At 59.2% G+C, this 24,365-nt stretch carries 25 protein-coding genes; 7 read left to right on the forward strand and 18 right to left on the reverse strand.

What is annotated here, in order from left to right:
* Positions 1-19 precede the first annotated feature (19 nt).
* Positions 20-1,045: an aromatic ring-hydroxylating oxygenase subunit alpha gene (locus JET17_RS13145; protein ID WP_012314444.1), complete on the reverse strand. Its 1,026-nt coding sequence runs from the start codon at positions 1,043-1,045 to the stop codon at positions 20-22.
* 39 nt (positions 1,046-1,084) lie between these two features.
* Entirely contained in the window at positions 1,085-2,098 is a 1,014-nt protein-coding gene (locus JET17_RS13150; RefSeq protein ID WP_012314445.1) for an ABC transporter substrate-binding protein, read from the reverse strand.
* 646 nt (positions 2,099-2,744) lie between these two features.
* Here JET17_RS13150 and JET17_RS13155 point away from each other — a divergent pair.
* From JET17_RS13155 to JET17_RS13165, 3 genes are all read left to right on the forward strand, one after another.
* Positions 2,745-3,551: an outer membrane protein OmpK gene (locus JET17_RS13155; RefSeq protein WP_012314446.1), complete on the forward strand. Its 807-nt coding sequence runs from the start codon at positions 2,745-2,747 to the stop codon at positions 3,549-3,551.
* 204 nt (positions 3,552-3,755) lie between these two features.
* Positions 3,756-5,378 carry a methyl-accepting chemotaxis protein gene (locus JET17_RS13160; RefSeq protein ID WP_012314447.1) on the forward strand — a complete coding sequence of 541 codons (1,623 nt, stop codon included), beginning with the start codon at positions 3,756-3,758 and terminating at the stop codon, positions 5,376-5,378.
* Positions 5,379-5,466: 88 nt separating this feature from the next.
* The gene (locus JET17_RS13165; RefSeq protein ID WP_012314448.1) at positions 5,467-5,700 is read left to right on the forward strand and encodes a hypothetical protein; all 234 of its coding nucleotides are present in this window, start codon (positions 5,467-5,469) and stop codon (positions 5,698-5,700) included.
* 33 nt (positions 5,701-5,733) lie between these two features.
* Here the strand turns inward: JET17_RS13165 and JET17_RS13170 are convergent, their stop codons facing one another.
* A complete protein-coding gene (locus JET17_RS13170; protein ID WP_039601543.1) occupies positions 5,734-5,925 on the reverse strand; it encodes a hypothetical protein in 192 nt (63 codons plus the stop codon).
* Positions 5,926-6,123: 198 nt separating this feature from the next.
* Here JET17_RS13170 and JET17_RS13175 point away from each other — a divergent pair, with 198 nt between their 5' ends.
* Positions 6,124-6,501 (forward strand): VOC family protein, encoded by a 378-nt coding sequence (locus JET17_RS13175; protein ID WP_012314449.1) that lies wholly within the window; start codon positions 6,124-6,126, stop codon positions 6,499-6,501.
* A gap of 173 nt (positions 6,502-6,674) precedes the next feature.
* Here JET17_RS13175 and JET17_RS13180 read toward each other — a convergent pair whose 3' ends face one another.
* The 4 genes from JET17_RS13180 to JET17_RS13195 all read right to left on the reverse strand — a co-directional run bounded on the left by JET17_RS13180 (position 6,675) and on the right by JET17_RS13195 (position 9,981).
* Positions 6,675-7,316, reverse strand: coding sequence for a 3-oxoacid CoA-transferase subunit B (locus JET17_RS13180; RefSeq protein WP_012314450.1), 642 nt, complete (start codon positions 7,314-7,316; stop codon positions 6,675-6,677).
* Between the two features lie 8 nt (positions 7,317-7,324).
* Positions 7,325-8,017, reverse strand: a complete 693-nt coding sequence (locus JET17_RS13185) for a 3-oxoacid CoA-transferase subunit A (protein WP_012314451.1) — start codon at positions 8,015-8,017, stop codon at positions 7,325-7,327.
* A 430-nt stretch (positions 8,018-8,447) separates the two neighbouring features.
* Entirely contained in the window at positions 8,448-8,789 is a 342-nt protein-coding gene (locus JET17_RS13190; RefSeq protein ID WP_012314452.1) for a cyclophilin-like fold protein, read from the reverse strand.
* 244 nt (positions 8,790-9,033) lie between these two features.
* On the reverse strand, positions 9,034-9,981 hold the full coding sequence (locus tag JET17_RS13195; protein WP_012314453.1) for an AraC family transcriptional regulator: 948 nt from the start codon (positions 9,979-9,981) through the stop codon (positions 9,034-9,036).
* A gap of 220 nt (positions 9,982-10,201) precedes the next feature.
* Here JET17_RS13195 and JET17_RS13200 point away from each other — a divergent pair, with 220 nt between their 5' ends.
* On the forward strand, positions 10,202-11,230 hold the full coding sequence (locus JET17_RS13200) for an alpha/beta hydrolase (protein ID WP_042111469.1): 1,029 nt from the start codon (positions 10,202-10,204) through the stop codon (positions 11,228-11,230).
* A gap of 78 nt (positions 11,231-11,308) precedes the next feature.
* The gene (locus tag JET17_RS13205) at positions 11,309-12,523 is read left to right on the forward strand and encodes an MFS transporter (RefSeq protein ID WP_012314455.1); all 1,215 of its coding nucleotides are present in this window, start codon (positions 11,309-11,311) and stop codon (positions 12,521-12,523) included.
* Between the two features lie 49 nt (positions 12,524-12,572).
* Here the strand turns inward: JET17_RS13205 and JET17_RS13210 are convergent, their stop codons facing one another.
* The 3 genes from JET17_RS13210 to JET17_RS13220 form a co-directional block, all read right to left on the reverse strand.
* Complete coding sequence (locus tag JET17_RS13210) at positions 12,573-12,845, reverse strand: hypothetical protein (RefSeq protein WP_012314456.1); 273 nt, start codon at positions 12,843-12,845, stop codon at positions 12,573-12,575.
* 56 nt (positions 12,846-12,901) lie between these two features.
* Positions 12,902-13,441, reverse strand: coding sequence for a type 1 glutamine amidotransferase domain-containing protein (locus JET17_RS13215; RefSeq protein ID WP_042111471.1), 540 nt, complete (start codon positions 13,439-13,441; stop codon positions 12,902-12,904).
* Positions 13,442-13,522: 81 nt separating this feature from the next.
* Positions 13,523-14,848: an SDR family oxidoreductase gene (locus JET17_RS13220; protein ID WP_012314458.1), complete on the reverse strand. Its 1,326-nt coding sequence runs from the start codon at positions 14,846-14,848 to the stop codon at positions 13,523-13,525.
* A 674-nt stretch (positions 14,849-15,522) separates the two neighbouring features.
* Here JET17_RS13220 and JET17_RS13225 point away from each other — a divergent pair.
* Complete coding sequence (locus JET17_RS13225) at positions 15,523-16,506, forward strand: TerC family protein (RefSeq protein WP_012314460.1); 984 nt, start codon at positions 15,523-15,525, stop codon at positions 16,504-16,506.
* Between the two features lie 252 nt (positions 16,507-16,758).
* Here JET17_RS13225 and JET17_RS13230 read toward each other — a convergent pair whose 3' ends face one another.
* The 8 genes from JET17_RS13230 to JET17_RS13265 are packed head-to-tail and all read right to left on the reverse strand — an operon-like array spanning position 16,759 to position 24,347.
* Positions 16,759-17,055 carry a winged helix-turn-helix domain-containing protein gene (locus tag JET17_RS13230; RefSeq protein ID WP_012314461.1) on the reverse strand — a complete coding sequence of 99 codons (297 nt, stop codon included), beginning with the start codon at positions 17,053-17,055 and terminating at the stop codon, positions 16,759-16,761.
* Between the two features lie 39 nt (positions 17,056-17,094).
* Entirely contained in the window at positions 17,095-17,727 is a 633-nt protein-coding gene (gene grxB / locus JET17_RS13235; RefSeq protein ID WP_042111474.1) for a glutaredoxin 2, read from the reverse strand.
* Between the two features lie 42 nt (positions 17,728-17,769).
* Positions 17,770-18,522, reverse strand: a complete 753-nt coding sequence (locus JET17_RS13240) for an SDR family NAD(P)-dependent oxidoreductase (RefSeq protein WP_012314463.1) — start codon at positions 18,520-18,522, stop codon at positions 17,770-17,772.
* A gap of 59 nt (positions 18,523-18,581) precedes the next feature.
* Positions 18,582-20,612: a pyrroloquinoline quinone-dependent dehydrogenase gene (locus tag JET17_RS13245; RefSeq protein WP_012314464.1), complete on the reverse strand. Its 2,031-nt coding sequence runs from the start codon at positions 20,610-20,612 to the stop codon at positions 18,582-18,584.
* A gap of 11 nt (positions 20,613-20,623) precedes the next feature.
* The gene (locus JET17_RS13250) at positions 20,624-21,028 is read right to left on the reverse strand and encodes a glucose dehydrogenase (RefSeq protein WP_012314465.1); all 405 of its coding nucleotides are present in this window, start codon (positions 21,026-21,028) and stop codon (positions 20,624-20,626) included.
* Positions 21,029-21,059: 31 nt separating this feature from the next.
* A complete protein-coding gene (locus JET17_RS13255) occupies positions 21,060-22,433 on the reverse strand; it encodes an MFS transporter (RefSeq protein WP_233100396.1) in 1,374 nt (457 codons plus the stop codon).
* Between the two features lie 58 nt (positions 22,434-22,491).
* Entirely contained in the window at positions 22,492-23,493 is a 1,002-nt protein-coding gene (locus JET17_RS13260; RefSeq protein ID WP_012314467.1) for a transketolase family protein, read from the reverse strand.
* A complete protein-coding gene (locus JET17_RS13265) occupies positions 23,490-24,347 on the reverse strand; it encodes a transketolase (protein WP_012314468.1) in 858 nt (285 codons plus the stop codon). The genes JET17_RS13260 and JET17_RS13265 overlap by 4 nt, the downstream gene beginning before the upstream one ends.
* Between the last annotated feature and the right edge of the window lie 18 nt (positions 24,348-24,365).

The following is a 24,365-nucleotide window of genomic DNA, read 5'->3' on the forward strand; positions in this document are numbered from 1 at the left end:
CAGGGCGCGGAACAGGCGGTCAGTGGCTGGCGAACACTTCGCTTTCGCCATGGGCTTCGAGCAGGCCCAACAGTTGCCGGCGGATCACCAGGCCTGGCTTGTCCGAGGGCATGTGCAGCTCGACACGCCGCCGGGTATCGACGCAGGCGTCCGGGTCGGTGGCTTCGAGGATGTCACGGTCTTCGGCGGTGATCGCTGCGTCCCAGTCGATCAGCGCCTGGGTCGGGCAGTCAGCCTCGCTGTCGTTGCGATAGAGCCACTGCACCAGCATCAGCCGGCCGTCATCGATCGGTGTGGCGCAGTTGTAGATGATGTGGTGGATGCCGCTGTCCGGGTACATGCAGCCGAAGCGTCGGGAGAACGGCAGGTAGTAGCGATTGACCAGGTGACGCTCGGTGATCGGCGCGCGGGTGCCGGTAATGGCAAAGCTTTCTTCAGGGTTGCGGATAGGCACGCGGGTTTCGGCTTCAAAGCCGTAATCGGTTTCGCGAAACTCATAGCTGGCCGGTTGCGGCTGGTCGAACAGGCCGAAGTTGGCCTTGTGCACGAAGGAGAAATGCGAGTTGTCGAAAGAGTTCTCCATCACCCGCAGCGGGCTGGTTTTCCACTCTTCGTAGAACTGGAAGATGCGCCGGTAGCCGGGGGCGCCGTCTTCCGGGAAGTCCGGGATCGGCTGCAGCGGATCGTCCAGCGCGACCCAGGCATAGCCATACTTTTCCTGGCAATGGTAGGCCTTGACGGCCGCGCCCGGCGGTATCGCCCCCGTCGGGTTCTGCGGGATCTTCACGCAGGCGCCGCTGCAGTCATATTCCCAGCCGTGGTAGCCGCAGGCGATATTGCCGTCTTCGCTGACGAAGCCCTTGGACAGTTTGGCGGTGCGGTGGCAGCAACGGTCGCGCATCGCTACCGGTGTGCCATCGGGGCGCTTCCAAAGGACCAGGGCTTCACCGAGCAAGGTGAAGGGTTTTGGCCCGTCGTCCAGGGCTGCCATGGGCAGCAGGGCGTACCAGAAGCGTCGCAATACAGGTTGTTTGGTGACCAGCATGATCCAGTTTCCTCACGGTATTAAGTGTTGTTATAAGGCTCAGCGGCTGGCGGCCTGGACAGTGTCGGGCTGCACGTTCAGGCCTTGCACGAAGCGGGTGGTATAGGCCTTTTGCCAAGGGGCGGCGGCGCCGAGCAGGCCGGCCTGGACCATGAAGTCGCGGGTGGCTTGCCAGCGGGCGTCGTTCATCGTGCCGATGCCGTGGCTGGCAGCGTCGCCCCCTGTGACCAGCTGGTATTGCTTGAGCGTCGAGACGCCCCACGCCAGCAGCTCATCACTCATGTTGGGGTTGTCGCGCTTGATCAGCGCATTGCCCGCAGCGGGATTGGCCAGGTAGCGTTTCCAGCCCTCGAGCGAGGCGCGGACAAACCCGGCGACGCGCTCGGGATGCTGGTCGATGACGTCCTGGCGGGTGACCACGGTGGAGCCGTAGGGCGGGTAACCTGCATCGGCGAACAGGAAGAAGTTGGGTTTCTGGCCTGCCTTGATGGCCTGGAACAGTTCCGAACTGGCGTAGGCCTGCTGGGTGGTGTCGGCGCCGGCGAGGAAGGGCTGCAGGTTGAAGGTGTACGGCCGTGCCTGGCTGTCCTGAAGCTGGTACTTGCCTTTGAGCCAGGGCCACCAGGTTTGCTGGCCGGACGTGGACACCAGCACCTGCTTGTTTTGCAGGCCGTCCAGGCCATTGACATCGGCGTGCGTCATCAAGCCCTGCGGGTCGCCCTGAAATGGCGCAGCCACCGCGACCACCGGCAGCCCTTGCTCCACGCTCTTGAGGATCTGCAGGTCGTAGTTGACGATGAAGTCGGCTTGCTTGCTGACCAGCAACTGCATGCCATTGACCTGCGGGCCGCCCATGCGGATGGACACATCCAGGCCTTCTTTCTCATACAAGCCATCGGCCACAGCTTGGTAAAAGCCGCCCTGTTCTGCCTGGGCGTACCAGGAGGTGAGCAACACGACCTTGTCGTTGGCCATGGCCAGGGAGGCGCAGCTGAACACTGCTGCGCCAAGCAGCGAGCGAAGCGGGTAAGTCAAAGCAAAGCGGTTTTTCATGATTGTTCTCCACCTCGATTCGAAATGCGCCAGGTGTTCGGGAACACGCCAGCGAAAACCGAGCGGAGAGAGAACGCAGCAAGAGGAGGGTGCACACAGCATGCAGCAGCCACGGCCGACATTTCTCTACTTGCCCAGGGCCGTCAGGCCGCGCGCAAATCATCCGCTCGGATGTACGCCCAATCCAAGGCGCAAGAGCAATGCCCCATGCCATTTCTGGCACTGACCGCTTCTACTCGAAGGCAGATGAAGCGAGAAGCGTGCCAATGTACGCAAACCGCCAAAGCCGGGCTGTTCAAGCCCAGCCGGGCATTGCAAGGGCAGGACAGTGATCCGGGAAGGTGCAAGGCAGGAGCGCACGGCGCTATTAAAGTGCGCAATGCTGAGTCGGCCTGGTGCTCACTAATTCATTAAATTGGCCACAATCACCTATCTAGACTGTATTCGATCAGTTGGCACGCCCCCTGCTAGGGCACAGTCGAGTAGAAGCGGTCAGTGCCAGAAATGGCATGGGACATTGCTCTGGCGGCATCACGCCGCACACCCGGCAAGGGTGGCGCCACGGTTCGTACCGTGGCCAGAGGAGAGGTCTGTCCGCTGAATCCCTTGCTGGTGAACCTCACCGACCTCGACCCAAGGGATGCACATGAAACTCAACCCTCTTGCCTGCCTAAGCTACTGCTTCCTGCCCCTCTGCGCCCTGGCCAGTGCCGGCGCGCAGGCCAGTCCGCTGATGTGGTACGACAACAGCCTGAGCTACCTGTACGGCCACAACTACAAAGTCGACGGCACCGGCAACGACATCCAGCAGACCGTCACCTTCGAACACGCCAGCGGCTGGACCTGGGGGGATGTGTTTATGTTCGTCGACAACAAGTGGTCCAACGGCTTGTCGGGCAATGACGGGCATAGCTACTACGGTGAGTTCTCCCCGCGGTTGTCGCTGGGTAAGGTCAGCGGTCAGAACCTGCGTTTTGGCATCGTCAAGGACGTACTGATTGCCGCTACCTACGAGCGCGGCGAGGGGCGCACTCGCAGATACCTGTTGGGGCCTGCCGTGGACTTGACTATCCCGGGGTTCGATCGCTTCTCGCTCAATACCTATTACCGCAAGCCTGACGGGATTACCGGCAAGGCATCGGGGCAATGGCAGATCAACCCGACCTGGGCAATGACCATACCGCTAGGGCGATCGGACATCCTGTTTGACGGATACCTGGAGTGGTATGTGAATGACGTTGGCAGCAAGGGCACGTCGGATTACGTGGCCAAGAGTTTCCACTTCAATCCGCAGTTCAAGTACGACGTGGGCAAGGCCCTCGGGCACACGCCGAAGCGCCTTTATGCGGGGCTGGAGTGGGATTATTGGTCGGACAAGTACGGGATCGAGGATAGCCACGGATTCCCGACAGATCAGAATGCGGTGAGCGCGTTGGTCAAGGCGCATTTCTAATAAATTAGTTTAGAAAGCTTCCATATATCATTATTTTCTAAGGAAATGGAGACCGAGCGTCGTCTGTGCGGCGCTCGATGCCTGCCACCGCAAAACCGATAATGTTCGATTATCGGGCGCTAACTCCCTTCAACCACTCAACATTGTCCTCTGCATGCCGAACGTAATGGGTAGTACATCCCACTGCCACCCGGATATGTCCTCATGCGCCTGCGCCATCTCAACATCGCTACCCGCTCTTACCTGAGTTTCAGCCTGATCGCCGCCCTGGTCGTAGTGCTCGGGCTGTTTTCCATCAACAAGATCTCCAGCATGCGCGAAGCCGTGGTGTACACCGAGCAGGTGACCAACGTTGGCACCCGCTACCTGGGTGAGGTCCGCAGCCACATGCTTGGCCTGCGCATCATCACCCTGCGCATGGCCATTGCCCGCGAGCCCGCGCAGCTGACGCCGACCCTGGCGCGCCTGGAGGTGCTCAAGGGCCTGCTCGACAAAGGTGTCGAGGGCTACGGTGCGGTAGTGCCGGCGGCGGGCAAGCCGGCTTTTGCCGAGATGCAGCGGTTGATCGACCAGTACCGTGTGCTGCTCGATCAATACAAGGGGTTGTCCGAGCAAAACCAGGTACCGCAGATGCAGGCGATGCTCAGCGGCGCCATGCAGGACATTTCCAACCGGATAGGTGAGCTGTACGACAACCTGGTCAAGTTCAGCAGCGACACCGCCGAACAGCACACCGCCCATGCCCGCGCCGAGTACCAGCGTGCGCTTTACCTGACCTTCGCTGTGATCGGCCTGGTGCTGGTGCTGACCATCGGCCTTGCCTGGTTGCTGACCCGCAGCATCGTCAGCCCGCTGCGTGAAGCCATAGGCGTGGCACAGAACATTGCTGAGGGCGACCTTTCCCACACCGTGCATGCCACTGGCCGCGACGAGGCGACCCAGTTGATGCATGCCCTGGCGGCCATGCAGGCCAGCCTCAAGGATGCCCTGCGGCTGATCGGCGATTCTTCTCATCAGCTGGCCGCGGCCAGCGAGCAGATGTCGGCGATTACCCAGCAAACCTCCCGCGACCTCAACCGCCAGAGCGACGAGATCCAGCAAGCCGCCACCGCCGTCACGCAGATGAGCGTCGCGGTGGAAGAGGTGGCGCGCAACACCGTCAGCACCTCCGAAATCTCGCGTCAGTCCGAAGACGCGGCGCGCCGCGGTCGTCAGCGGGTGGGTGAGGCGATCAGTTCGATCGGCAAGATGAGCCAGGATGTGCATGAGGCGTCGCGGCAGATCGAAGCACTGTCGGTGCAGTCGCAGGAAGTGGGCAAGGTACTCGATGTGATCGGTGCAATTGCCGGGCAGACCAACCTGCTGGCGCTCAACGCAGCGATCGAGGCGGCGAGGGCGGGTGAAGCGGGCCGCGGCTTTGCCGTGGTGGCTGATGAAGTCCGCGCGCTGGCGGCGCGTACCCAGAGCTCGACGCTGGAGATCGAGGAAATGATCAACGCCATTCGCAGCGGCACGGCGCGGGTGGTGGAGTCGATGCACAGCAACAGCCAGCAGGTGGGGCATACCCTGCAGGTGGCTGAGCTGGCCGGGCAGGCACTGGATGAGATCACCGATGGCGCGACCACGATCCACGAGCGCAATCTGGTGGTGGCCAGTGCCACTGAAGAACAGGCACAAGTGGCTCGAGAAGTCGATCGTAACCTGTTGAATATTCGTGATCTTGCCGTGCAGACCTCCGAGGGCGCAGACCAGATCAGCACGGCTAGCCAGGAGCTGGCCAGCTTGTCGATTGGCTTGAACGGGATGATGAAGCGGTTTCAGCTCTGACAAACGAAGGATGATGGTCGACATGAGTCGAACCATATGCTGACCCATTGGTCAGGATAATTACCTATCCAGCATCATTGAGGTCAGCATGCACACTTACAACCTGACGTACCTGTTCAAGGGCGAACCGCGTGACCACCGGTTCGAGCTCAAGCAGCCCGGGCTTTCGCCTCATGAAGCAGCGTTGCACTTGATCCTGTTGCATTACGGGGATGGCGAGAACAGCCTGGTGATGCCTGCAGCAGACGCCTCCCCGACGGAGATTCTGCAGCAGGCCAGATCGCTTGAGATTACCCGGGTCGAAGTACATCCTGGCGAGTAGGCCCTGTGAGCGGGTTACGGGAGAGCAGGGTGGTCAGCCTGCCTTCAACCCGGCCAGCTGCTGCTGAAGCTCGGCCAGCAACCGTCGACCCGCTGCTTCCAACAGGTCACCATACTGAGCGATGGCATTGCACTCCCGACAGGTGACAATCGATTTTCTGTGGAGCCTGCCCGGCTTTACCAAATCTTGCCCATCGCACTCGAGGCATTTCAGGGTGACACTCATGATCTTCCTCTCCATGGAACACGCGCAGGATCCTTCATCGCGCTTTTGAGTCGGCTGGCAATGATGATGCGGTACATGGAGTGGTCAAGTGGGTAAAACGTTCATTCCGGGGGCAACTAAAACAGGGCGGCGCCTTCAAAAGTTGCCGGCGGACGCCCTGCACGTCCCTAAACCCCCAACAGAATCGGAGATCGCGAAGTGATTGACCATCTGGACCACCTGGTGCTGACCACTGTCGATGTCGACGCTTGTAAAGACTTCTATACCCGCGTGCTGGGCATGCGCTTGGAGACCTTCGGCCAAGGCCGTTTGGCGTTCTGCTACGGCAATCAGAAGATCAATGTTCATGTGCGGGGGCATGAGTTCGAGCCAAAAGCCCATCTGCCTGTTCCGGGTGCATTGGATTTGTGCTTCATCGCCAGTGTCAGCCTCGAAGAAGTTATCGCGCAGCTTGGAGGTCAGGATTGGCCAATTATTGAGGGCCCGATTCAGCGAACCGGTGCGACAGGCCCTATCCGTTCCGTGTACGTGCGCGACCCGGATCTCAACCTTATCGAGATTTCCGAGCAGTTGTGACTGGACGTGGCAGCGGTTGAGGACGGCCTCACCAAGCGTGTCGAGACCAACGCCCGGCAAGGGTTAGAAGCGGTTGAAAGGGTCGCTGGAATAGCGCAGTAGGAAACCGCTTTGGCGGCAGTGGGCATTTTCGGCCCCTTCGCCGCCAGGCGGATGCAGACAATTTGCGTGGCTTACTTGATCAGCGGCACACCACTGAGCTTTTGCAACTCGTCGAAGTCGATGTCAGCGCAGATCTCTACCACTTTCAGGCCGTCGGATGTCACTTCCAGCACGGCCAGGTCGGTGTAGATGCGGCTGACGCAACCGATGCCGGTCAGCGGGTAAGTGCACTCAGGCACGATCTTGCTTTCGCCTGACTTGGTCAGGTGGTCCATCATCACGAACACCTGGCGCGCGCCGGTGGCCAGGTCCATCGCGCCGCCTACGGCCGGGATCGAACCTTCGGCGCCGGTGTGCCAGTTGGCCAGGTCGCCCTTGACCGACACCTGGAAGGCGCCCAGTACCGCGATGTCCAGGTGGCCGCCACGCATCATCGAGAAGGAGTCGGCGTGGTGGAAGAAAGCCCCACCGGTGAGCAGGGTCACGTGCTGCTTGCCGGCGTTGATCAGGTCATCGTCTTCCTCGCCCGGCGCCGGGCTCGGGCCCATGCCCAGCAAGCCGTTTTCGCTGTGCAGAAACACTTCCTTGTCACCCAGGAAATTGGCCACCAACGTAGGCGCGCCGATGCCCAGGTTCACGTATGCGCCTTCCTGGATGTCCGCGGCCACGCGCTGGGCCATCTGGGTGCGGGAAAGTTTTGTGGTAATGGTCATGGCAGGCCTCAGACAGCGTTTGCGATCGAAGAAGCAGCGCCGGTAACGGCGACCACGCGCTGCACGAAGATGCCCGGAGTGATGATGTGTTCCGGGTCCAGTTCGCCGAGTTCGACGATCTGGTCGACCTGAGCGATGGCGGTCTTGGCGGCCATGGCCATGATCGGGCCGAAGTTACGCGCGGCCTTGCGGTAGATCAGGTTGCCCCAGCGGTCACCCTTGTACGCCTTGATCAGCGCGAAGTCGGCGTGCAGCGGCATTTCCAGCACGTACTGGCGGCCATCGATCTCACGGGTTTCCTTGCCTTCGGACAACAGAGTGCCGTAGCCGGTCGGCGAGAAGAATGCACCGATACCCGAGCCCGCTGCGCGGATGCGTTCGGCCAGGTTGCCTTGCGGTACCACTTCCAGCTCGATCTTGCCGGCCCGGTACAGTTCGTCGAAGACGTAGGAGTCGGACTGGCGCGGGAAGGAGCAGACCACCTTGCGCACACTGCCGGCTTTGAGCAGCGCGGCCAGGCCAATTTCTCCATTGCCGGCGTTGTTGCTGATGATGGTCAGGTCGCGGGTACCGGTATCGATCAGAGCATCGATCAGCTCGGACGGCATGCCGGCAGTGCCAAAACCACCGACCATGATGGTCGACCCGTCGGTGATGCCTTCCACCGCGCTGGCGATGGACTCATACGTTTTATTGATCAAAGCGAGCTCCTGGTTGTTCCTGGAGTATGGGTTGTGGGCCTGCCTGGCGCGCCCTTTGACATGGGGGCCAGTCAGCGCTTGGGAAATGTTTGCTGACTGTGCTAAGCGTGCCGCAAGATCGGGCACAAGTAGAGAGGGGGGAAGCGGATGGTGTGCGATTATCGAACTATTGTGCGATCTACGAGCGGGTCTTTTACGCTGTGGTCCATTTCATTGAGCATTTGATCAATGGCGGCGGGCCAGGGCCTCGCTGCCATTGATGTAATGTCGCGCCTGGCCTCAATCTTTTTTGAACGGGCCGTTCAGAAAGACGTCGGCTATCACCTCTATTACCCTACACGCCGGCAGCAAACGGCTGCCTTCAAGGTGGTTCTGGAAGCGCTCCGGAGCGAGGCGGTGCCTACATGAGGGCATTACGTTCTCCGGCTCTTCAGTGCCGGGAGAACTCGATCTTTACGTTGCCGTGCCCGAGTACCTGAACCAAGCCATCGGGGTTTTCAATCTTCCCGATTCGCGTGTAGGAGTAGGGTGTCTGGAACGTCTTGTAGAAGACCACCAGGGTCTTCGATCCATAGAGCATGAGGTCCCCAGCGGTGATCATTCCAGGGGCTTTGGGGTTCCCGGGAAGTGACACCATGAGATCCGCATGCTTTTCGTTGCTGTTGAGGTCGGCCATTGTGAGCGTCAGTGGTGCCAACGAGGCGAAGGCACGAGCCGTTTCGGTGTCATCCAGCGTGATCGTATAAAGATGCTCGCCTACTGCCAGCTGCATACGGGGGATCCGCTGCTGTAAATTCTCTTCGCCAATCCCTACCGTTAGAGGATCAGCTGCGCTGGCCGTGTTTGCGTGCGCCAAACCCAACACTGACAATCCGTACGCTAAAACAAGGTACCGCAGGTTAGCCCATCGAGAGGGCGCGGGTTTTTCGACTGTGAGCAGTAAAGACCTTCTGGGGATGTTCCTTGTCATTGCATATCCTTGCATCGCGAATTGGACGGTTTCCTGAGCGCTGGGCTCAGGGCACGCTGGGTGTGGAGGCAGCTGATCTTTCCGCGCTCAGGCGCAGTTCTGCGATATCGCGCTTTGGCGGTGTGCCGAACTGGCGCCCGTACTCGCGGCTGAACTGCGAGGGGCTTTCATAGCCGACCTTGAAGGCAGCGGTGGCGGCATCCAGATGCTCGTTGAGCATCAACCGTTTCGCCTCGTTCAACCTCAGCCATTTCTGGTATTGCAGCGGGCTCATAGCGGTCAGCTGGCGGAAATGCTGGTGGAAGGTCGAGAGTCCCATCTGCACTTGGGAGGCCAGCTCGTCCACTCGCAGCGGCGCGGCGTAGTTCAGCTTCATCCAGTCGATGGCCTTGGCGATTCGGTGGCCCTTGCTGCCCACGGAGGCGATGTAGCGCAGGAGGGGGGCCTGGTCACTCAGCAGCAAACGGTAGTGGATTTCCCGCTGAATGAGTGGCCAGAGCACAGGTATCGCATCGGGCTCCTCGAGCAGCTCGATCAGGCGGCTGAAGCTCTCCAGTAACTTCGGGCTCAATTCACCCACCCCAGCGCTGGTGTGAAAGGTCTGACCACTCACCGCAAGACGACCATCTTGTGCGATCAGTTCCGCCAGTGTGCGCAGGTCGAGCTTGAACACCAGGCCGAGGCAAGGGGCTTGCTCACTGGCCATCGTCACCGCCGAGTTAGCGGGGATGTTCAGCGAGGTGACCAGAAAGCGGCTCGTGTCGTAGGGGAAGACCTCGCTACCGATGACCATTTCCTTTGCGCCCTGCACCACCAGCACGATACTCGGCTCGACGATACAGGTAATCGGTGGGGCCGGCGCGTTACGCCGGTAGACGCTGAGGTCTGCGATGTGTGTCGTGAAGTCGCCAGCTGTGGGCGCGTGTGCGCCGATTACCTCGCACAGCGTGGCCAGCGGGTTCGCAGGGGGGCGCGGTTGTGTGGTGGCAGGCATGGGAAGCTTCCGATGATCTTGTGAAAAACATTACGGGCGCGTTGCGTCATCTGTCCATGCCCAGCCGGTACGAACTGGAGATTTAGGCAATAAAACTACCCGTTTGCTCTACTGATGAAGCGGTTTGTGCGACGAAGATGGCTATAGGCGAGGTGGCCAGTGTGCTCAGCAGAGCATGCCCCTCGCACCATTTCCATTTCGAGCAGACAGGAATGAGTGCATGAAGTCTTTGTTCGTAGCGTTTGCCTTGATGGCCAGTTCACTCACTGCAGGAGCCGCCGATATGTCCCATGGAGCCGACAATTTCTATAAGAGTGACCTGGTATCACTCGAACGGGTGTCCTTCAAAAACCAGTTTCAGATGAATACGGTCGGCAACCTGTTCGTTCCTGAAAATCTGAAACCCAATACCCGTCATCCCGCCATCATCGTCGGCCATCCGATGGGCGCGGTTAAGGAACAAAGCGCGAATCTCTACGCCCAGAAGCTGGCAGAGCAGGGCTTCGTCACCCTGGCAATCGATCTATCGTTCTGGGGGGAAAGTGACGGGCGTCCGCGTAACCTGGTATCGCCGGACATCTATGCCGAAGACTTCAGTGCGGCGGTCGACTATCTCGGTGCTCAGGGTTTCGTTGATCGCAACCGCATCGGCGTGTTGGGCATCTGCGGCAGTGGCAGCTTTGCCATCAGTGCGGCGAAGATTGATCCTCGAATGAAAGCCATTGCCACGGTCAGCATGTACGACATGGGCGCCGCCAATCGCAACGGCCTCAAGCACGCGGTAACAGTCGAGCAACGCAAGAAAGCCATTGCTGAAGCAGCAGCTCAGCGTGATGTCGAGTTTGCCGGCGGTGACACCCTGTACACCAGTGGCACGGTCGACAAGCTGACCGAGCACTCCAATGCCATCGAACGCGAGTTTTACGACTTCTACCGCACGCCACGGGGGGAGTTCACCCCCAAAGGGTTGTCGCCGCTTCTGACGACGCATCCCACGCTGACCAGTAATGTCCGGTTCATGAACTTCTACCCGTTCAATGACATCGAGACGATCTCGCCACGCCCAATGCTGTTCATCGCGGGAGAGGGCGCACACTCCCGTGAGTTCAGTGAAGAGGCGTATCGCCTTGCCGGCGAACCCAAGGAACTGGTGATCGTACCGGACGCTGGCCACGTCGATCTCTATGACCGCGTCGCATTGATTCCCTTCGGCAAGCTGACGTCTTTCTTTGGCGAACACCTCAAGTAACTGACGCCATCGCCAGGCCCAGCCTCTGCCCTGGGCCTGGGCACCTGCGTCTTTGAAATTGTTAAACCGAGATCCGTTATGAGCAGCCCTGCAATACACCTTCAACATACAAGCCGTCAGGTCTGGAGCGCTGTCCTGGCGATGTCGCTCTGTGCCTTCGCGCTGGTGGCTTCGGAGTTCCTGCCAGTGAGCTTGCTCACTCCGATAGCGTCCGATTTGTCACTCACTGAAGGCCAGGCTGGGCAGGCCATTTCCATCTCGGGTTTCTTTGCCGTCGTAACTAGCCTGATGCTGGCGTCCATGACCCAGGGGATCGACCGTAAGCCTGTCCTGTTGGCCACAACCGCGCTGATGCTGATTTCCGGGGGGATGGTGGCATTCGCTCCGAATTACCTGACATTGATGGTGGGGCGTGCCGTGCTAGGAATCGCGATCGGTGGGTACTGGTCGATGTCCACAGCGGTGATGATGCGCATCGCACCCGAACGGCTCGTTCCCAAGGCCATTGCCGTAATGCAGGGCGGTACCGCGTTGGCTACGGCAATCGCGGCGCCGGTCGGAAGCTACCTGGGCGGCATGATTGGCTGGAGAGGGGCGTTCTTTTGCGTCCTGCCGTTGGCCGCATTGGCTTTGATGTGGCAAGCCTTCACGCTGCCAGCGATGCCGAGCGAGCGCAAGGCCGCCTCAGCAACCGGATCCCTGCGTTTGCTGGCAGACTCCAGGGTCGCCCTCGGCATGGCGGCAGTTGCATTCCTGTTCATGGGGCAGTTCACACTGTTCACCTATCTGCGGCCCTTCCTGGAAACGGTCACGCATGTGGATGTGCCCACGCTCTCGCTTCTGCTGCTGGTAATCGGCGCCGCAGGGCTGGTCGGTACGATGGTAGTTGGCACGCTCGTTGGTCGATACCTGAACCGCGTTCTTCTGGGAGTACCGTTGATCATGACTGCCATCGCTTTCGCCGTGATCATGGTCGGTAGTTGGGTCGTTCCTGTCGCTGTTTTGCTCGGTATCTGGGGGCTGGTCTCTACCTGTGCTCCCGTGGGATGGTTCACCTGGTTGGCCAAGGCATTGCCGCACCAGGCGGAGGCCGGCGGTGGCTTGATGGTCGCAGTGATTCAGTTGGCCATCACTGCGGGTGCAACTGTGGGCGGAGTGCTGTACGACGGATTCGGCTATCAAGCCACATTCCTGGCCAGCGGTGTATTTTTGCTGGTGGCAACCGCGCTAAGTGCTGTCACTGATCGCAAGTTGCCAAGTACAAGTCCTACACCGCATGGAGCAAGCCAGTAAGCCGATGTGCCCGGCTTGACTTAATCGGCGGTATCCGTAGCGAATCCGATCATGCAGGTCGAGAATGGGCCCCTTGCGTCCCCTTTGACGCAATTTTGTTCTTCCTCCATCCCCTCAGGTTCATGAGGCACAGCACGACCTGCAGCACGATCAAAGCCCACGCTTGAGCGTGCAAGCCCCAGACCGACCACAGCAGGTTGCTGGCGATGAAGCAGCAGAACCCCACTTTACGCCGGCCGGGACGGCGCGAGCCTATACACCACGCTGCCAACACCGTGACAGCCATGGCGGGCCATTCCAACAAACCGATCCAGTCTTCCATCAGGCCCGATCCCAATCGTTTCGCTGCTGTTCACGCTCTGCGCAGGTCCGCAAAATTCAGCCTGCCAACGCTTTGATCAACTGCTCATTGAAGGCGGGAATATCGTCCGGCTGGCGGCTGCTGATCAGGTTGCCATCCACCACTACCTGTTCATCCACCCACGAGCCGCCGGCGTTGCGAATATCATCCTGCAAGGTCTTGTAGCTGGTCATCCGCTTGCCTTTGGCCAACCCGCTCGATACCAGCAGCCAGGCACCGTGGCAGATGACAGCCAGCGGTCTGCCTGCTGCGTCGTGGCTTTTCACCAGCTTTTGCGCGCCGGGAATCAAGCGAATCGTGTCGGAGTTCTGAACGCCGCCGGGCAGCACCAGGGCATCGTAAAGATCGAGCTGGGCACTCTCGAAAGTGGCATCCACGGCGAATTCGTCGGCGGGCTTGTCATGGTTCCAGCCGCGTACCGTACCTTCCTTTTCCCCCAGGATGTCGACCACCGCGCCGCTGTTTTCCAAAGCGTCACGAGGGCCGGTCAGTTCCACCTGCTCGAAGCCGTCGGTGACCAGAAAGGCCACACGCTTACCGTTCAGTTGCGCATTCATCATTCATCTCCTTTACCGATAGACCTTCAATAGGGGCCCGCGATGGCGGGCAAAGTTCCTGCTCGATGCTCAACGGTGTGCTTAACGGCGCCTGCGTTGCGAGCGGGTGACGGCCAGCCCTGCGATGACCCCGAGGGCTGCCGCCACGACCCACAACGGCATGTCGTTGCTGGATTTCCAGCCACCGTCCACGCTGCGCCGGCCACTCGGTGGCTCGAACAGGTTGCCGGAAGAAACCTCTGCATTGGGGCTGCGGCTCAAGGCCCTGCGAGTTAGCCACCCTGAAACCAGCGCCAGCCGCGGAACGACGTAGCTCGCCAGGTGGGCAAGGCGAGCGGCAGCGCCCACCGTGGTGTTGGCGCGTGGGGATATAGCGGTAGCTACCATGGCCTTGGCTACCCGCTCCGGGTCGTAGATCGGCCCGGGTGGCGTGAGCGCATGGCCGGTGTAATTGCCGCCATCCCTGAAGCCTGGGGTGTCCATGACCGCTGGATAAATGTCGCAGACGTGGATGTCGGGGAACTCCGTCAATTCTCCGCGCAGCGCTTCGGTCAGGCCGCGCAGGCCGAATTTGCTTGCCGAATAGGCCGCCGCGTAGGGCTGGGCAACCCAGCTTCCCAGGGACAGTGTGTTGATGAGGATGCCGCTGCGTTGGGCCTTGAAATAGGGAAGGGCCACGTGGGCCCCGCGCAGGTAACCGATCAGGTCGGTCTGAATGACCTGTTCATGTGCTTCCAGGGGCGTTTGCTCGAAGTTGCCCACCGCGCCAACGCCTGCGTTGTTGACCCAGATATCGATCCGGCCATGGCCAAATTCGGCCGCCTGCGTGGCCAGCGCTTGCACCTGATCGCTACGGGTGACGTCGGTGATGATTGCCACCGCGTCTGTTCCACAGTCGGTGCATTCGTCCAGCACATCGAACAACGCTTGCTCATCGCGTGCGGCGAGCACCAGCCGTGCGCCTTTGCAAGCGAAGGCATGCGCGGCAGCCCTGCCTATACCACTCGATGCGCCAGTGATGACCACGACTTTGCCGCGCAACGGGCCCTTTACCGGTGCTGGAGCTTCAGGTTCGTCAGGCTGTGAGGCTTGCTCGATGTTGCCAGCCGTAGGTAGGAGGGTATCACTGGGTGCTATCTTCGAGAGCTGCAGTGCAGTGCCGTCGACCAGCACCAGCTTCATGCCCTCAATGGTGCCCGCCACCCGCTCCGGGAAGGCCGGTTCACCTTGCGCATCCAGACTGTCATAGATGAACTTCGTCCCTTCAAGCCATCCGACTGCCGTGAGCAGCTCGGGGCCAAGGTAATACTTGCCGTCTTGAAAGAAGCCAGGGAACTGATGAGCGCGCTCGACGTTCTCCACGCAGTAGCGTTCGCCTGGTTTCATGCCTGTCGCTTGATCGATCATGGTAGAAACCCCTTCTCATGAATGCCTGCAATGTGTTGTGTGGCTAAGGCAGCTGAATGCTGCAGAGGCAGCAAAGTTCAGAGGAGAGGGCAGGCGGTATCAGCTAACGGTTGCGCAGCGTGTGCAGCGCTGGAGACCAGACAGCCCGATGCTCTGATTATCGAGCTGCTCGATTGCGATACCGCGCATCTGAAGTACTGGCTGAACAGCTTGGCCGCCAGCCACGCTACGGGCAGCTTGCTCTGTCAGTACCATGACCACCTCGGGCAGCAGGGTATTTAGCGCATTGCGGCACGGGAAAGTTTTGATCATGGCCTCTGTAAAGGGTTTCTTGGAACCAGCAGCGATATCACGCAGGGCATCAAGCGCGGTACGGGCCCATCCCCCTGAACACAGCAAGGGATAGTGCCAACCATTGCAAACTTATCCGGGCACTTGAATTGTTCACGTAATGAATTGCACTCGCATTTCAATACACGTGGGTAAAACTGCCCAGCTGATAGCTACTCAAGACGGCTATCGTTTCACACAAGAAATGATTAGAAAAATTTTCCTTCTTGCAGTTTTTTCGTGCCCGGTAAAACCTTGTCTTGTGACGCCGGGCCCCTCTGACGGTTAGCAGCCGCCATGTCGGAGTCATAGTTGTTTTGACTACGACTATAAAGGAGGGGCTCATGTCTGCCCTTAATGCGTTTCTCTTTCAAGACGTCCTTGGCACGGACTTGTGGCTTTGGCTTTCTTTTTTTGCTGTTGTATTGACCCTTTTGATTCTTGACTTGGGAGTCCTACATCGAGGGAGCCGGGAGATAGAAGTCAAAGAAAGCTTATTGCTGTCTGCGGGCTACATCAGCATGGGGCTTCTGTTCGCAGTCTGGGTTTACTTCCAGAAAGGAAGCGACGCCAGCATGGACTACGTGACAGGTTTCCTGATCGAGAAGTCCCTGTCCATGGATAACGTTTTCGTTATTGCGCTCATATTCAGCTTCTTGGCCATCCCTAGAGAGTTTCAACACCGAGTCCTGTTCTGGGGCATTATGGGTGTCATCGTCTTGAGGGCCATCATGATAGGTCTCGGAGCTGCGCTCATCGCGCAGTTCAGTTGGATACTCTACCTCTTCGGCGCGTTCCTGGTTTTTACTGGAATGAAGATGCTGTTCGCGCGCGTCGATCATGCGCCTGATTTGGAAAACAATCGTTTCGTCAAGTATCTGCGCAGGCATCTACGCATAACCAAAGAATTGCATGGTCAACGTTTTGTAGTGCGTTTGCCTGACCCCTCAGGTAAAAAAGTGCTATGGGTGACACCGTTATGCCTCGCCCTCATTCTCATCGAGTGTGCGGATTTGGTTTTTGCTGTTGATAGCGTACCTGCGATTTTTGCTATCACACAGGATCCGTTCATCGTCTACACGTCAAATATCTTTGCTATTCTCGGCTTGCGAGCACTTTACTTTGCATTGGCTGCCATGATAAATCGCTTCGCTTACCTTAAGTACGCCTTGGCTTTAGTGCTTGTCTTTATCGGCGCTAAAATCTTTCTTCATGACATCGTTGGTAAAGTGCCAGCTGAAATATCTTTGAGCGTTACAATTGGCCTTCTGGTTGGCGGGGTCTTGCTTTCGCTTTGGAAAACCAGAGAGCCCGAAAAAGCTCAGTAGATCACCCGGGGCTTTCGAACGGCTGCGCTATGGTGCTTCCGTAATTTGCCGGCAAAAGAAAGCCCGCTGCTAGGCGGGCAAGGTCTATCACACATAGGGGTAGCTTTAGGTTCGCTCGAGCCCTGTGAAATTTAAGTGAAAGAAAAGTCCCCGCAATGTGATGCCCGATAAACAACGGCTCGGTTCACAGGGCAGCTGAAGATGAGGCGATCAAATCACTGAAAACCTCATCCGGCACGCCAAACACCCCTGTCACGCCGGTCTTCCCACAGTTACCTGCAGGCAAAGGCCTTTGCCCCGAAAGGTTTTGATCTCGACCGGCGCCTGCAAGGCCTTCAGTAGCTTTCTCAGATAGCAAATCTGCACGTCGATGATCTTGGTACCAGGATCGAACTGGTACCCCCAGATTTCTCTGTAAATCGTCGGTCTGCTCACGACATGCCCTTGGTTGCGCAAAAGCAATGTCAAAATCCGGCTGGGCGTAGCTTTGACGGGGAAGTGAAGCTGATTGAAGCTCACCACACGGCGGCTGACGTCCACCGTCAGCATCTTAGCTGGCGCCTTAAAGACTCGCAGGCCATCGGAAAATCACGCTGCTTGCCCGAACAGCAGGGGAACATTACATGACGCACTCAGCCGCTGCATGTAACCGAGCACCTGTGGCGGAAACGCTATCTGTTGGACGATGGACAGCGATCGCAACACGGGCCAGAGGGTAATGTCGTTGATTCCGAGTGTCGCTCTATCTGCTACCAATGGGGCCAGGGCATCAAGCAGGGGTTGCATTTCAGCGGCCAGTTTCGGCGTTTGCTCCCGTAGCACCTCCAAGTCACCGAAGGCTTGCTCTTCCCGCCGGCGGTAAGCCTCCCTCGCGGTTGGCGTGGCGATCTCCGCAAACTGCCCGTGTACGAACCGCGGGATAAAAAGTTTGAGCGCGGTCGGCCAAGCTTCCTTGACCCATGCGTCGAGTGCGCGATTTTGCGGTGCGACCAGAGCGGGTGGGCCTATGCCGTCGAGATACCGAACAATGTCCAGGCTCTCGCCGATGTGACTGCCATCCTCCTTCTGCAGGATCGGCACGGCTTTCTTGCCGATCAGGCGGGTAGGTGTATCAGCATCACCCTCCATGATGACTTCAAGCCTTACCGGGAGACGCTTGAACCCAACGATCATGCGGGCGCGCGTACAGAAGGGGCAGTGTTCGTAGATATAAAGTTTCATCACGTCGATTCTCGCTCCTAGAGCCAATACCGAGGCGGGCACTCAGAATTGCACTGAGCGCGTCAGGCCACCATCGACCAGAAGGTTGGTACCGGTTGTGAAACTTGCCGCGGGACTGGCCAGGAACACCACCGCTTTAGCGACCTCTTCCGGAGTAGCCATACGCCCCATCGGGTTTTCGGCCAGGGATTTGGCGAAGGTATCGGGTTGTTCTCGTTCTATATCTCCCCACACGCCTTCAGGGAAATACACATTGCCTGGAGAAACGGAGTTAACGCGGATACCCTCATGGGCATGGCGCACCGAGAGGGTCTTGCCGTAGTGAAGCAAGGCTGCCTTCAGAACGCCATAGGGTTCTGCGAACATATCGACCTCGCGCCCCGAGACGCTCGATATGAGCACGACCGCTGCCGCTTGTGATTGACGAAGGGCGGGCAGGGCGGCTTTGACCATCGTTGCACTGCCCAACAGGTCGGTGTCGAACGCTCGCCGCCAGGTCTCCAGGTCATCACCCCCAGCCAAAGCACTGACGTTGGGCACGACGATATCCAGCCCGCCCATATGCTGCGCTGCTTCATTGACCCAGGCCCGGACATGCTCGGGCTGGGTAACATCCACCGCAGTGCCCCAAGCGCGCTCGCCAAACTCGAGTTGCGCGCTCTGAACGCCTGTTTGCCCCCGAGCACAGAACGCCACTTGGGCGCCTTCCTCGAGAAACAACTTCACGATAGCTCGGCCAATGCCTCGGGAGGCGCCGCTGACCAGCACCCGCTTACCCTGCAAGCCTAAATCCATGTTCAATCTCCTTTAACGATTTTGGCGAAGCGGGGCCTGAACAGGCCCCGCCTTGGCGATTACTTGCGCAGCTTGTATGCGATGATTTCGTCGCTGGTTCCGGTTTCCATGAAGGCATGCCCGGAAGCAGAGACAAGGACATACTGCTCACCGTCGACTTCATAGGAAATCGGGTTTGCCTGGGCGCCCACCGTCAGCACGTCCTCCCACAGCACCTCACCCGTCGCAGTATCAATGGCACGGAACAGGTTATCGGTTGCCGCCCCGACGAACGTCAATCCACCCGCAGTCACCACAGTTCCGCCGTTGTTCGGCAAGCCGATGTTCAGCGGCAAATGCGATGGGATGCCGAATGGCCCGTTACGGCGCGCGGTACCCAGCGGCTCGTCCCAAACGGTCTTGCCTGTGTCAAGGCTGATAGCGCGGATTCCACCATAGGGCGGTGCCGAGCATGGGACGCCGGTTCCCCAGTTGCGCCAACCCGCATTAACGCTGATCGCGTATGGGGCGTTGACTTGCGGGTAGGTCGAAGCACCGCCTTCGCCTTTGCCTGACTTGCTGCCTGCTTTGTTCAAGGCGGTTTCATCGGGCTTCGGCGCGTAGATGGGTTTGAGCCCCATCTTGTCGGCCTGCTCGCGCGGTATCAGCTGGTTCAGGTTAGGAATGTCGTTGTAGTTGGCAATCAGCAGTCTGCGTACCGGGTCAATAGCTACTGACCCCCAATCCGACCCCCCGTTGTAGCCGGGGTACTGAATCCAGGGACGATCCACTGACGGTGGGGTCAGGTAGCCCTCGTAGTTGGCCTGACGGAACTGAATACGGCACATCAGTTGGTCCAGCGGCGAGAAGCCCCACATGTCCGCTTCTGTTTTCGGTGCCTTGCGCAGGGTGTGCCATTCGGAGGTAGGCTGGGTATCAGCCAAAAACGCCGGCTCCACCGATCCCCCTTTAGGCGCCTTGACCTCACCGATCGGAATCAGCGGCTCGCCTGTGGCACGATCCAGGATGTAGATGTCACCTTGCTTGGTCGGCAGCAACACCGCGGGTACCGGCTTACCGTCTTTGCCCGGGTAATCAAGCATCGTCGGCTGGCTGCCCAGATCGTAATCCCACACATCGTGCCGGATGGTCTGGAAGTGCCAGACGTCCTTGCCGGTCTTCACGTCCACGGCCACGAGCGAGGTCGAATATTTGTTTTCGGCCTCACTGCGGTTGGAGCCGTAATAGTCGATCGAGGAGTTGCTGATCGGCAGATAGACATAACCGAGCTGCTCATCGCCCACCGCCGCCGTCCACATGTTCGGCGTGCCCCGGGTGTAAGTGCTGCCTTCGGCAGGGCCATGGACATTGTCCGGGTTACCCAGGTCCCACGCCCAAGCCATTTTGCCGGTGATCGCATCGTAGCCACGAATTACGCCCGATGGAGCATCCTCATCCTGACCATCACGGATCTGCGCGCCGGTGACGACAACACCGTTCACGATGGTCGGCGGCGCGGTCACCGCGTACCAGCCAGGGACCTTTTTGCCCAAACCTTCCCAGAGATCGACAGTGCCGTTCTGGCCAAAGTCCTTGCAGGGCTCACCGGTGCCGAGGTCGACTGCTACCAGCCTGGCATCCAGGGTGGCCTCAACCACTCGGCTGCGGCACTGAGCCGTTTCGGGTAGCTGCGGTGCGGTATACACCGCCACCCCCCGGCAGGCTGCCGCGTGAGGAATGGCCTGATCCGGTACGCCCGGGTCATGACGCCAATTCTCTTTGCCAGTTGCCGCATTGATCGAAATCAGGATGTTTTTGGCAGAGCACATCAGCAGATCGTTGCCGACCTTAACTGGCGTAGTCTCCGGAGAATAACGGCTCCCAGGGTTCGGTAGATCCCGGGTGTGGTACACGAACGCACGCTCCAGGCGACCGACGTTCTCTGGAGTGATCTGCTTGAGGGGGCTGAAGCGCTGGGCGTTATGATCGCCCCCGTAGAATGGCCAGTCGCTTCCGACCTGGGGGATTTCCTGAGCCTTCGCGAACTGCATCTGGAGCGCGCAAGAAATCGCGAGGGCGAGGGCGCCCCCGTATTTGACGGATGTGAACATTACTAACCTCGTTACGCAGCAGTGCGGGTAGTGCGGCGTAGCGCCGGAGATACGATCAGGATCAAAAACAGGATGGCGGTCATGGCCACCAGGCGTGGCACCAGGCCCCACCAGTTGAGACCGACTTCCCAAAGCGCCCAGATCACCGTCAATACCCATATGAGAGCAAACAGGTAAAGGGCGCTGCGGCGTTGACGCCATATAAGGATGGCGCTCAGTACACAACCTGCACCTGCCAGGCCGTAATACCAGCTGCCACCTAGCGCGATCAGCCAGACCCCACCCCCGAACAGAGCCAGGCCAAATACTCCAAGGGTCAACGCCAGCAGAGCAATTGCCAGGCGCCATTTACTGCCGGTACGTAAGTCAGGCTGCGCCTGGAGCTTGCTGGGGGACACGCTACTACGTTGATTCATGACGCTACTGCTTCCTTCATTTACAAGTAATTCAAGCCATGGCCTGTCGACCAGGCGTGGCTATCCCGATCGGGCGACGGGTACAGAACATCGACAGGACGGCGCCAACAACCAACAGCGCGCCTACCACTACGAAAGCCAGGGCAAAGCTCCCCGAACCCGCCACCACGTAGCCGGTCACGATCGGAGCCAGCAGGCCAAAGAGGTTGCCGACGGCAGTGATAAAGCCTGCGGCGGTGCCAACATCGTCTTCCGAGCGCACCAGGTCATTAACCAGTGAGAGGTTCAACGAGATCGCCGATGCGCACGTCGCCAATGACAGCGTGATCACAAAAAGAATTGCCCATGTGCTGTCGATCGCTGGTACCAGGAAGATCACAGAGGATGCGAGCAGCACGCTGGCCACTACCAGGCGACGTTGGCCCGTCTCGGCAGCGCCGGGGCGCATGGCCTTGTCACTCAGGCGGCCAATCACAATGGCAAGGATGGCCGCGCCCAGGTATGGGATGGCGGTATAAAGGCCACTCGACATAACCGTCAGGCCTTTCTCGGCCTGCAGGTAGCTCGGCAGCCAGGTGAGAAAGAAGTAGGTCGCGTAGACGGCACAGCCGTGGGATAGCGCGATTGCCCACATGCTGCTCGAACGGGCTAAGCCCTTGAGGCCCAGCGATACCGATTTTTCCGGGCCATCAGCGGATGACGTGCCACCCTCGGCGATTTCAGCGCGCTCGACATCGTCCAACCAAGGCGCCTTTGACGGGTGGCTGTACCATTTCAACCAAGCCGCCAACCAGATGAAGCCCAAAGCACCGGCAACGACGAAGGCGATGCGCCATCCGAAGGCACTGATCAACCAGCCAAAACCGATGGCACCGATGGCAGGGCCGACCAGGCTGCCGCTATGGAATACAGCGGTGGCCAAACCACGTTCTTTGAGGGGCATCCATTCACGAATGACCCGGGCGCCAGCGGGGTAGGTAGTCGCTTCGCCCATACCCATGATGAGCCGGCAACTGAGTAACGAGATGAAACCCGTCGACAATGCCGTGCAGGCTGTGGCCACTGACCAGACGCCGATCCCGTAGCCATTGACCTTTTTCGGGCCGAACCTGCCTACGAGATAGCCCATGGGAATGAGCGCAAGAAAGTACAGCCAGACGAAGGACGAGAACAGATAGCCCATCGCGACCGGCGAGATATCGAATTCTTCCTTAAGAACTTTGGACGCCACCGAGAGCGAGACGCGGTCGACATAGTTGATCAATGTCAGGGTGAAGAGAAACGCGTAGATCCAGACGCGTTTTTTCTTAAGAAAATGGTTGTCTTTTTGCATCGCCATCACCTTGTAGTTATTGGGACGATCCAGGGAAGAAAAGAGGAGCTTCCAGCACGAAGGCCCACTCACTTCACTCGGGCAGCGTCTATCGCGAAGTGAGCGGGGATCGCACTACTTGAGTGTTCCGTCAGGCCAGCCAACGCTGAATGTTTGCAACCATGACGTCTTTGGAGATGCCGTAGCGGTCGTGCAGCGTCGGCAACGCACCGGCATCGAGGAACTGATCTGGCAGCGCCACATGGCGAACTTCCGGTTGCACACGGGCTTGCAGCAAGGCCATGGCAATGGCTTCACCCAGGCCGCCAATCTGCGTGTGGTTTTCCGCAATCACCACCAACCGGCCTTCGCGACGACATTGTTCAATGATGGCCTGGACATCGAGTGGCTTGATTGTCGGCACGTGCAGGACAGCTGTGCCGATCTTGCTCTTGATCAGTTCATCAGCGACTTCTAGAGCACGCATGGTCATAAGGCCCGAGGAAATGATCAGCACATCATTACCGTCTCGTAGCAAGCGGGCTTTGCCGAGCTCAAATTTGTAGTCGTATTCGTCGAGGATCAGCGGTACGCGCCCGCGGGGGAGGCGCATGTAAACAGGACCATCGTGCTCGGCTATTGCGGCAACGCACTGTTCAGTTTCCAGCGCATCACATGGGTCAATAACCATCATCTGAGGAATTGCGCGCATCATCGCCAGGTCTTCTGTGGCCTGGTGGCTCGGGCCATAACCGGTCGTGAGGCCAGGCAGGGCCGCGCAGATCTTCACGTTCAGATTTTCTTCTGCGATCACCTGGTGGATGAAGTCATAGGCGCGACGGGTGGCAAACACCGCATAAGTGGTGGCGAAGGGTACAAAGCCCTCCTTGGCCATACCCCCCGCAGCAGCCATGAGCAGCTGTTCAGCCATACCCATCTGCAGGAAGCGCTCCGGGTAGCGCTGCGCAAAGATATGCATGTCAGTGTATTTGGCAAGGTCTGCTGTCATGCCCACGACGCGCGGATTCTTCTGGCCTGCCTTCACCAAAGCATGGCCGAACGGGGCAGAGGTAGTACGCTGCCCTTCAGTGGCGATGGAGGCGATCATGGACGAGGTGGTGAGTTTCGGTTTTGCAGCGCAAGCGTTGGTCATTGTGGGCTCCGGGTCGCGTAGATCTCGTCGAGGTTGGCAAGTGCTTGCTGCCACTCTTCGGGCTCGACCCGGATGAAGTGGTTCTTGTCACGCTGCTCCAGGAAGGGCACGCCCTTACCCATCAGGGTGTCGAAGAGAATCACCCGAGGTTTATCACCGGGTACCGCCCGTGCGATATCGAAGGCAGAGATCACGGCCCGCAAGTCATTACCGTCGACACGTTGCACGTGCCAACCGAACGCCGCCCATTTGTCGATAAGCGGCTCGAACTGGAGGATGTCGTGGGACGGGCCATCCGCTTGCTGGCGGTTGATGTCCACCAGGTTGATGAGGTTGCCCAGCTTGTGATGCGAGGCCGACATGGCCGCCTCCCATACCGCGCCCTCGTCCAGTTCGCCATCGGACATCGAGTTGTAGACGAACGCAGCGTTGCCCTTCATGCGCAGGCCCAGCGCCTGGCCGACGGCAATGGCCAACCCCTGGCCGAGGGAGCCGCCAGAAATTTCCATGCCGGGTGTGTAGGTGGCCATGCCGGACATTGGCAAGCGGCTGTCGTCGGAGCCATAGGTTTCCAGCTCATCTTCCGGCAGAACCCCGGCCTCCAGCAGGGCGGCATAAAGCGCGATCGCGTAGTGCCCATGGGAAAGCAGGAAACGGTCACGACCTTCCCATTCAGGTTGATCTGCGCGGATGTTCATGGCGTGGCAGTAGGCAACAGCCAGTACGTCGGCCCAGCCCAGCGCCTGGCCGACATAGCCTTGGCCCTGTACTTCACCCATGCGCAGGGCGAAACGTCGGATTCGCCAGGCATGGGTCGACATCCGGGCAAAGTGCTCATTGCGACTCTCGGTCATATTATTCTCCATTGGTGA

It is taken from the genome of Pseudomonas putida, from assembly GCF_016406145.1.
Classification (GTDB): domain Bacteria; phylum Pseudomonadota; class Gammaproteobacteria; order Pseudomonadales; family Pseudomonadaceae; genus Aquipseudomonas; species Aquipseudomonas putida_E.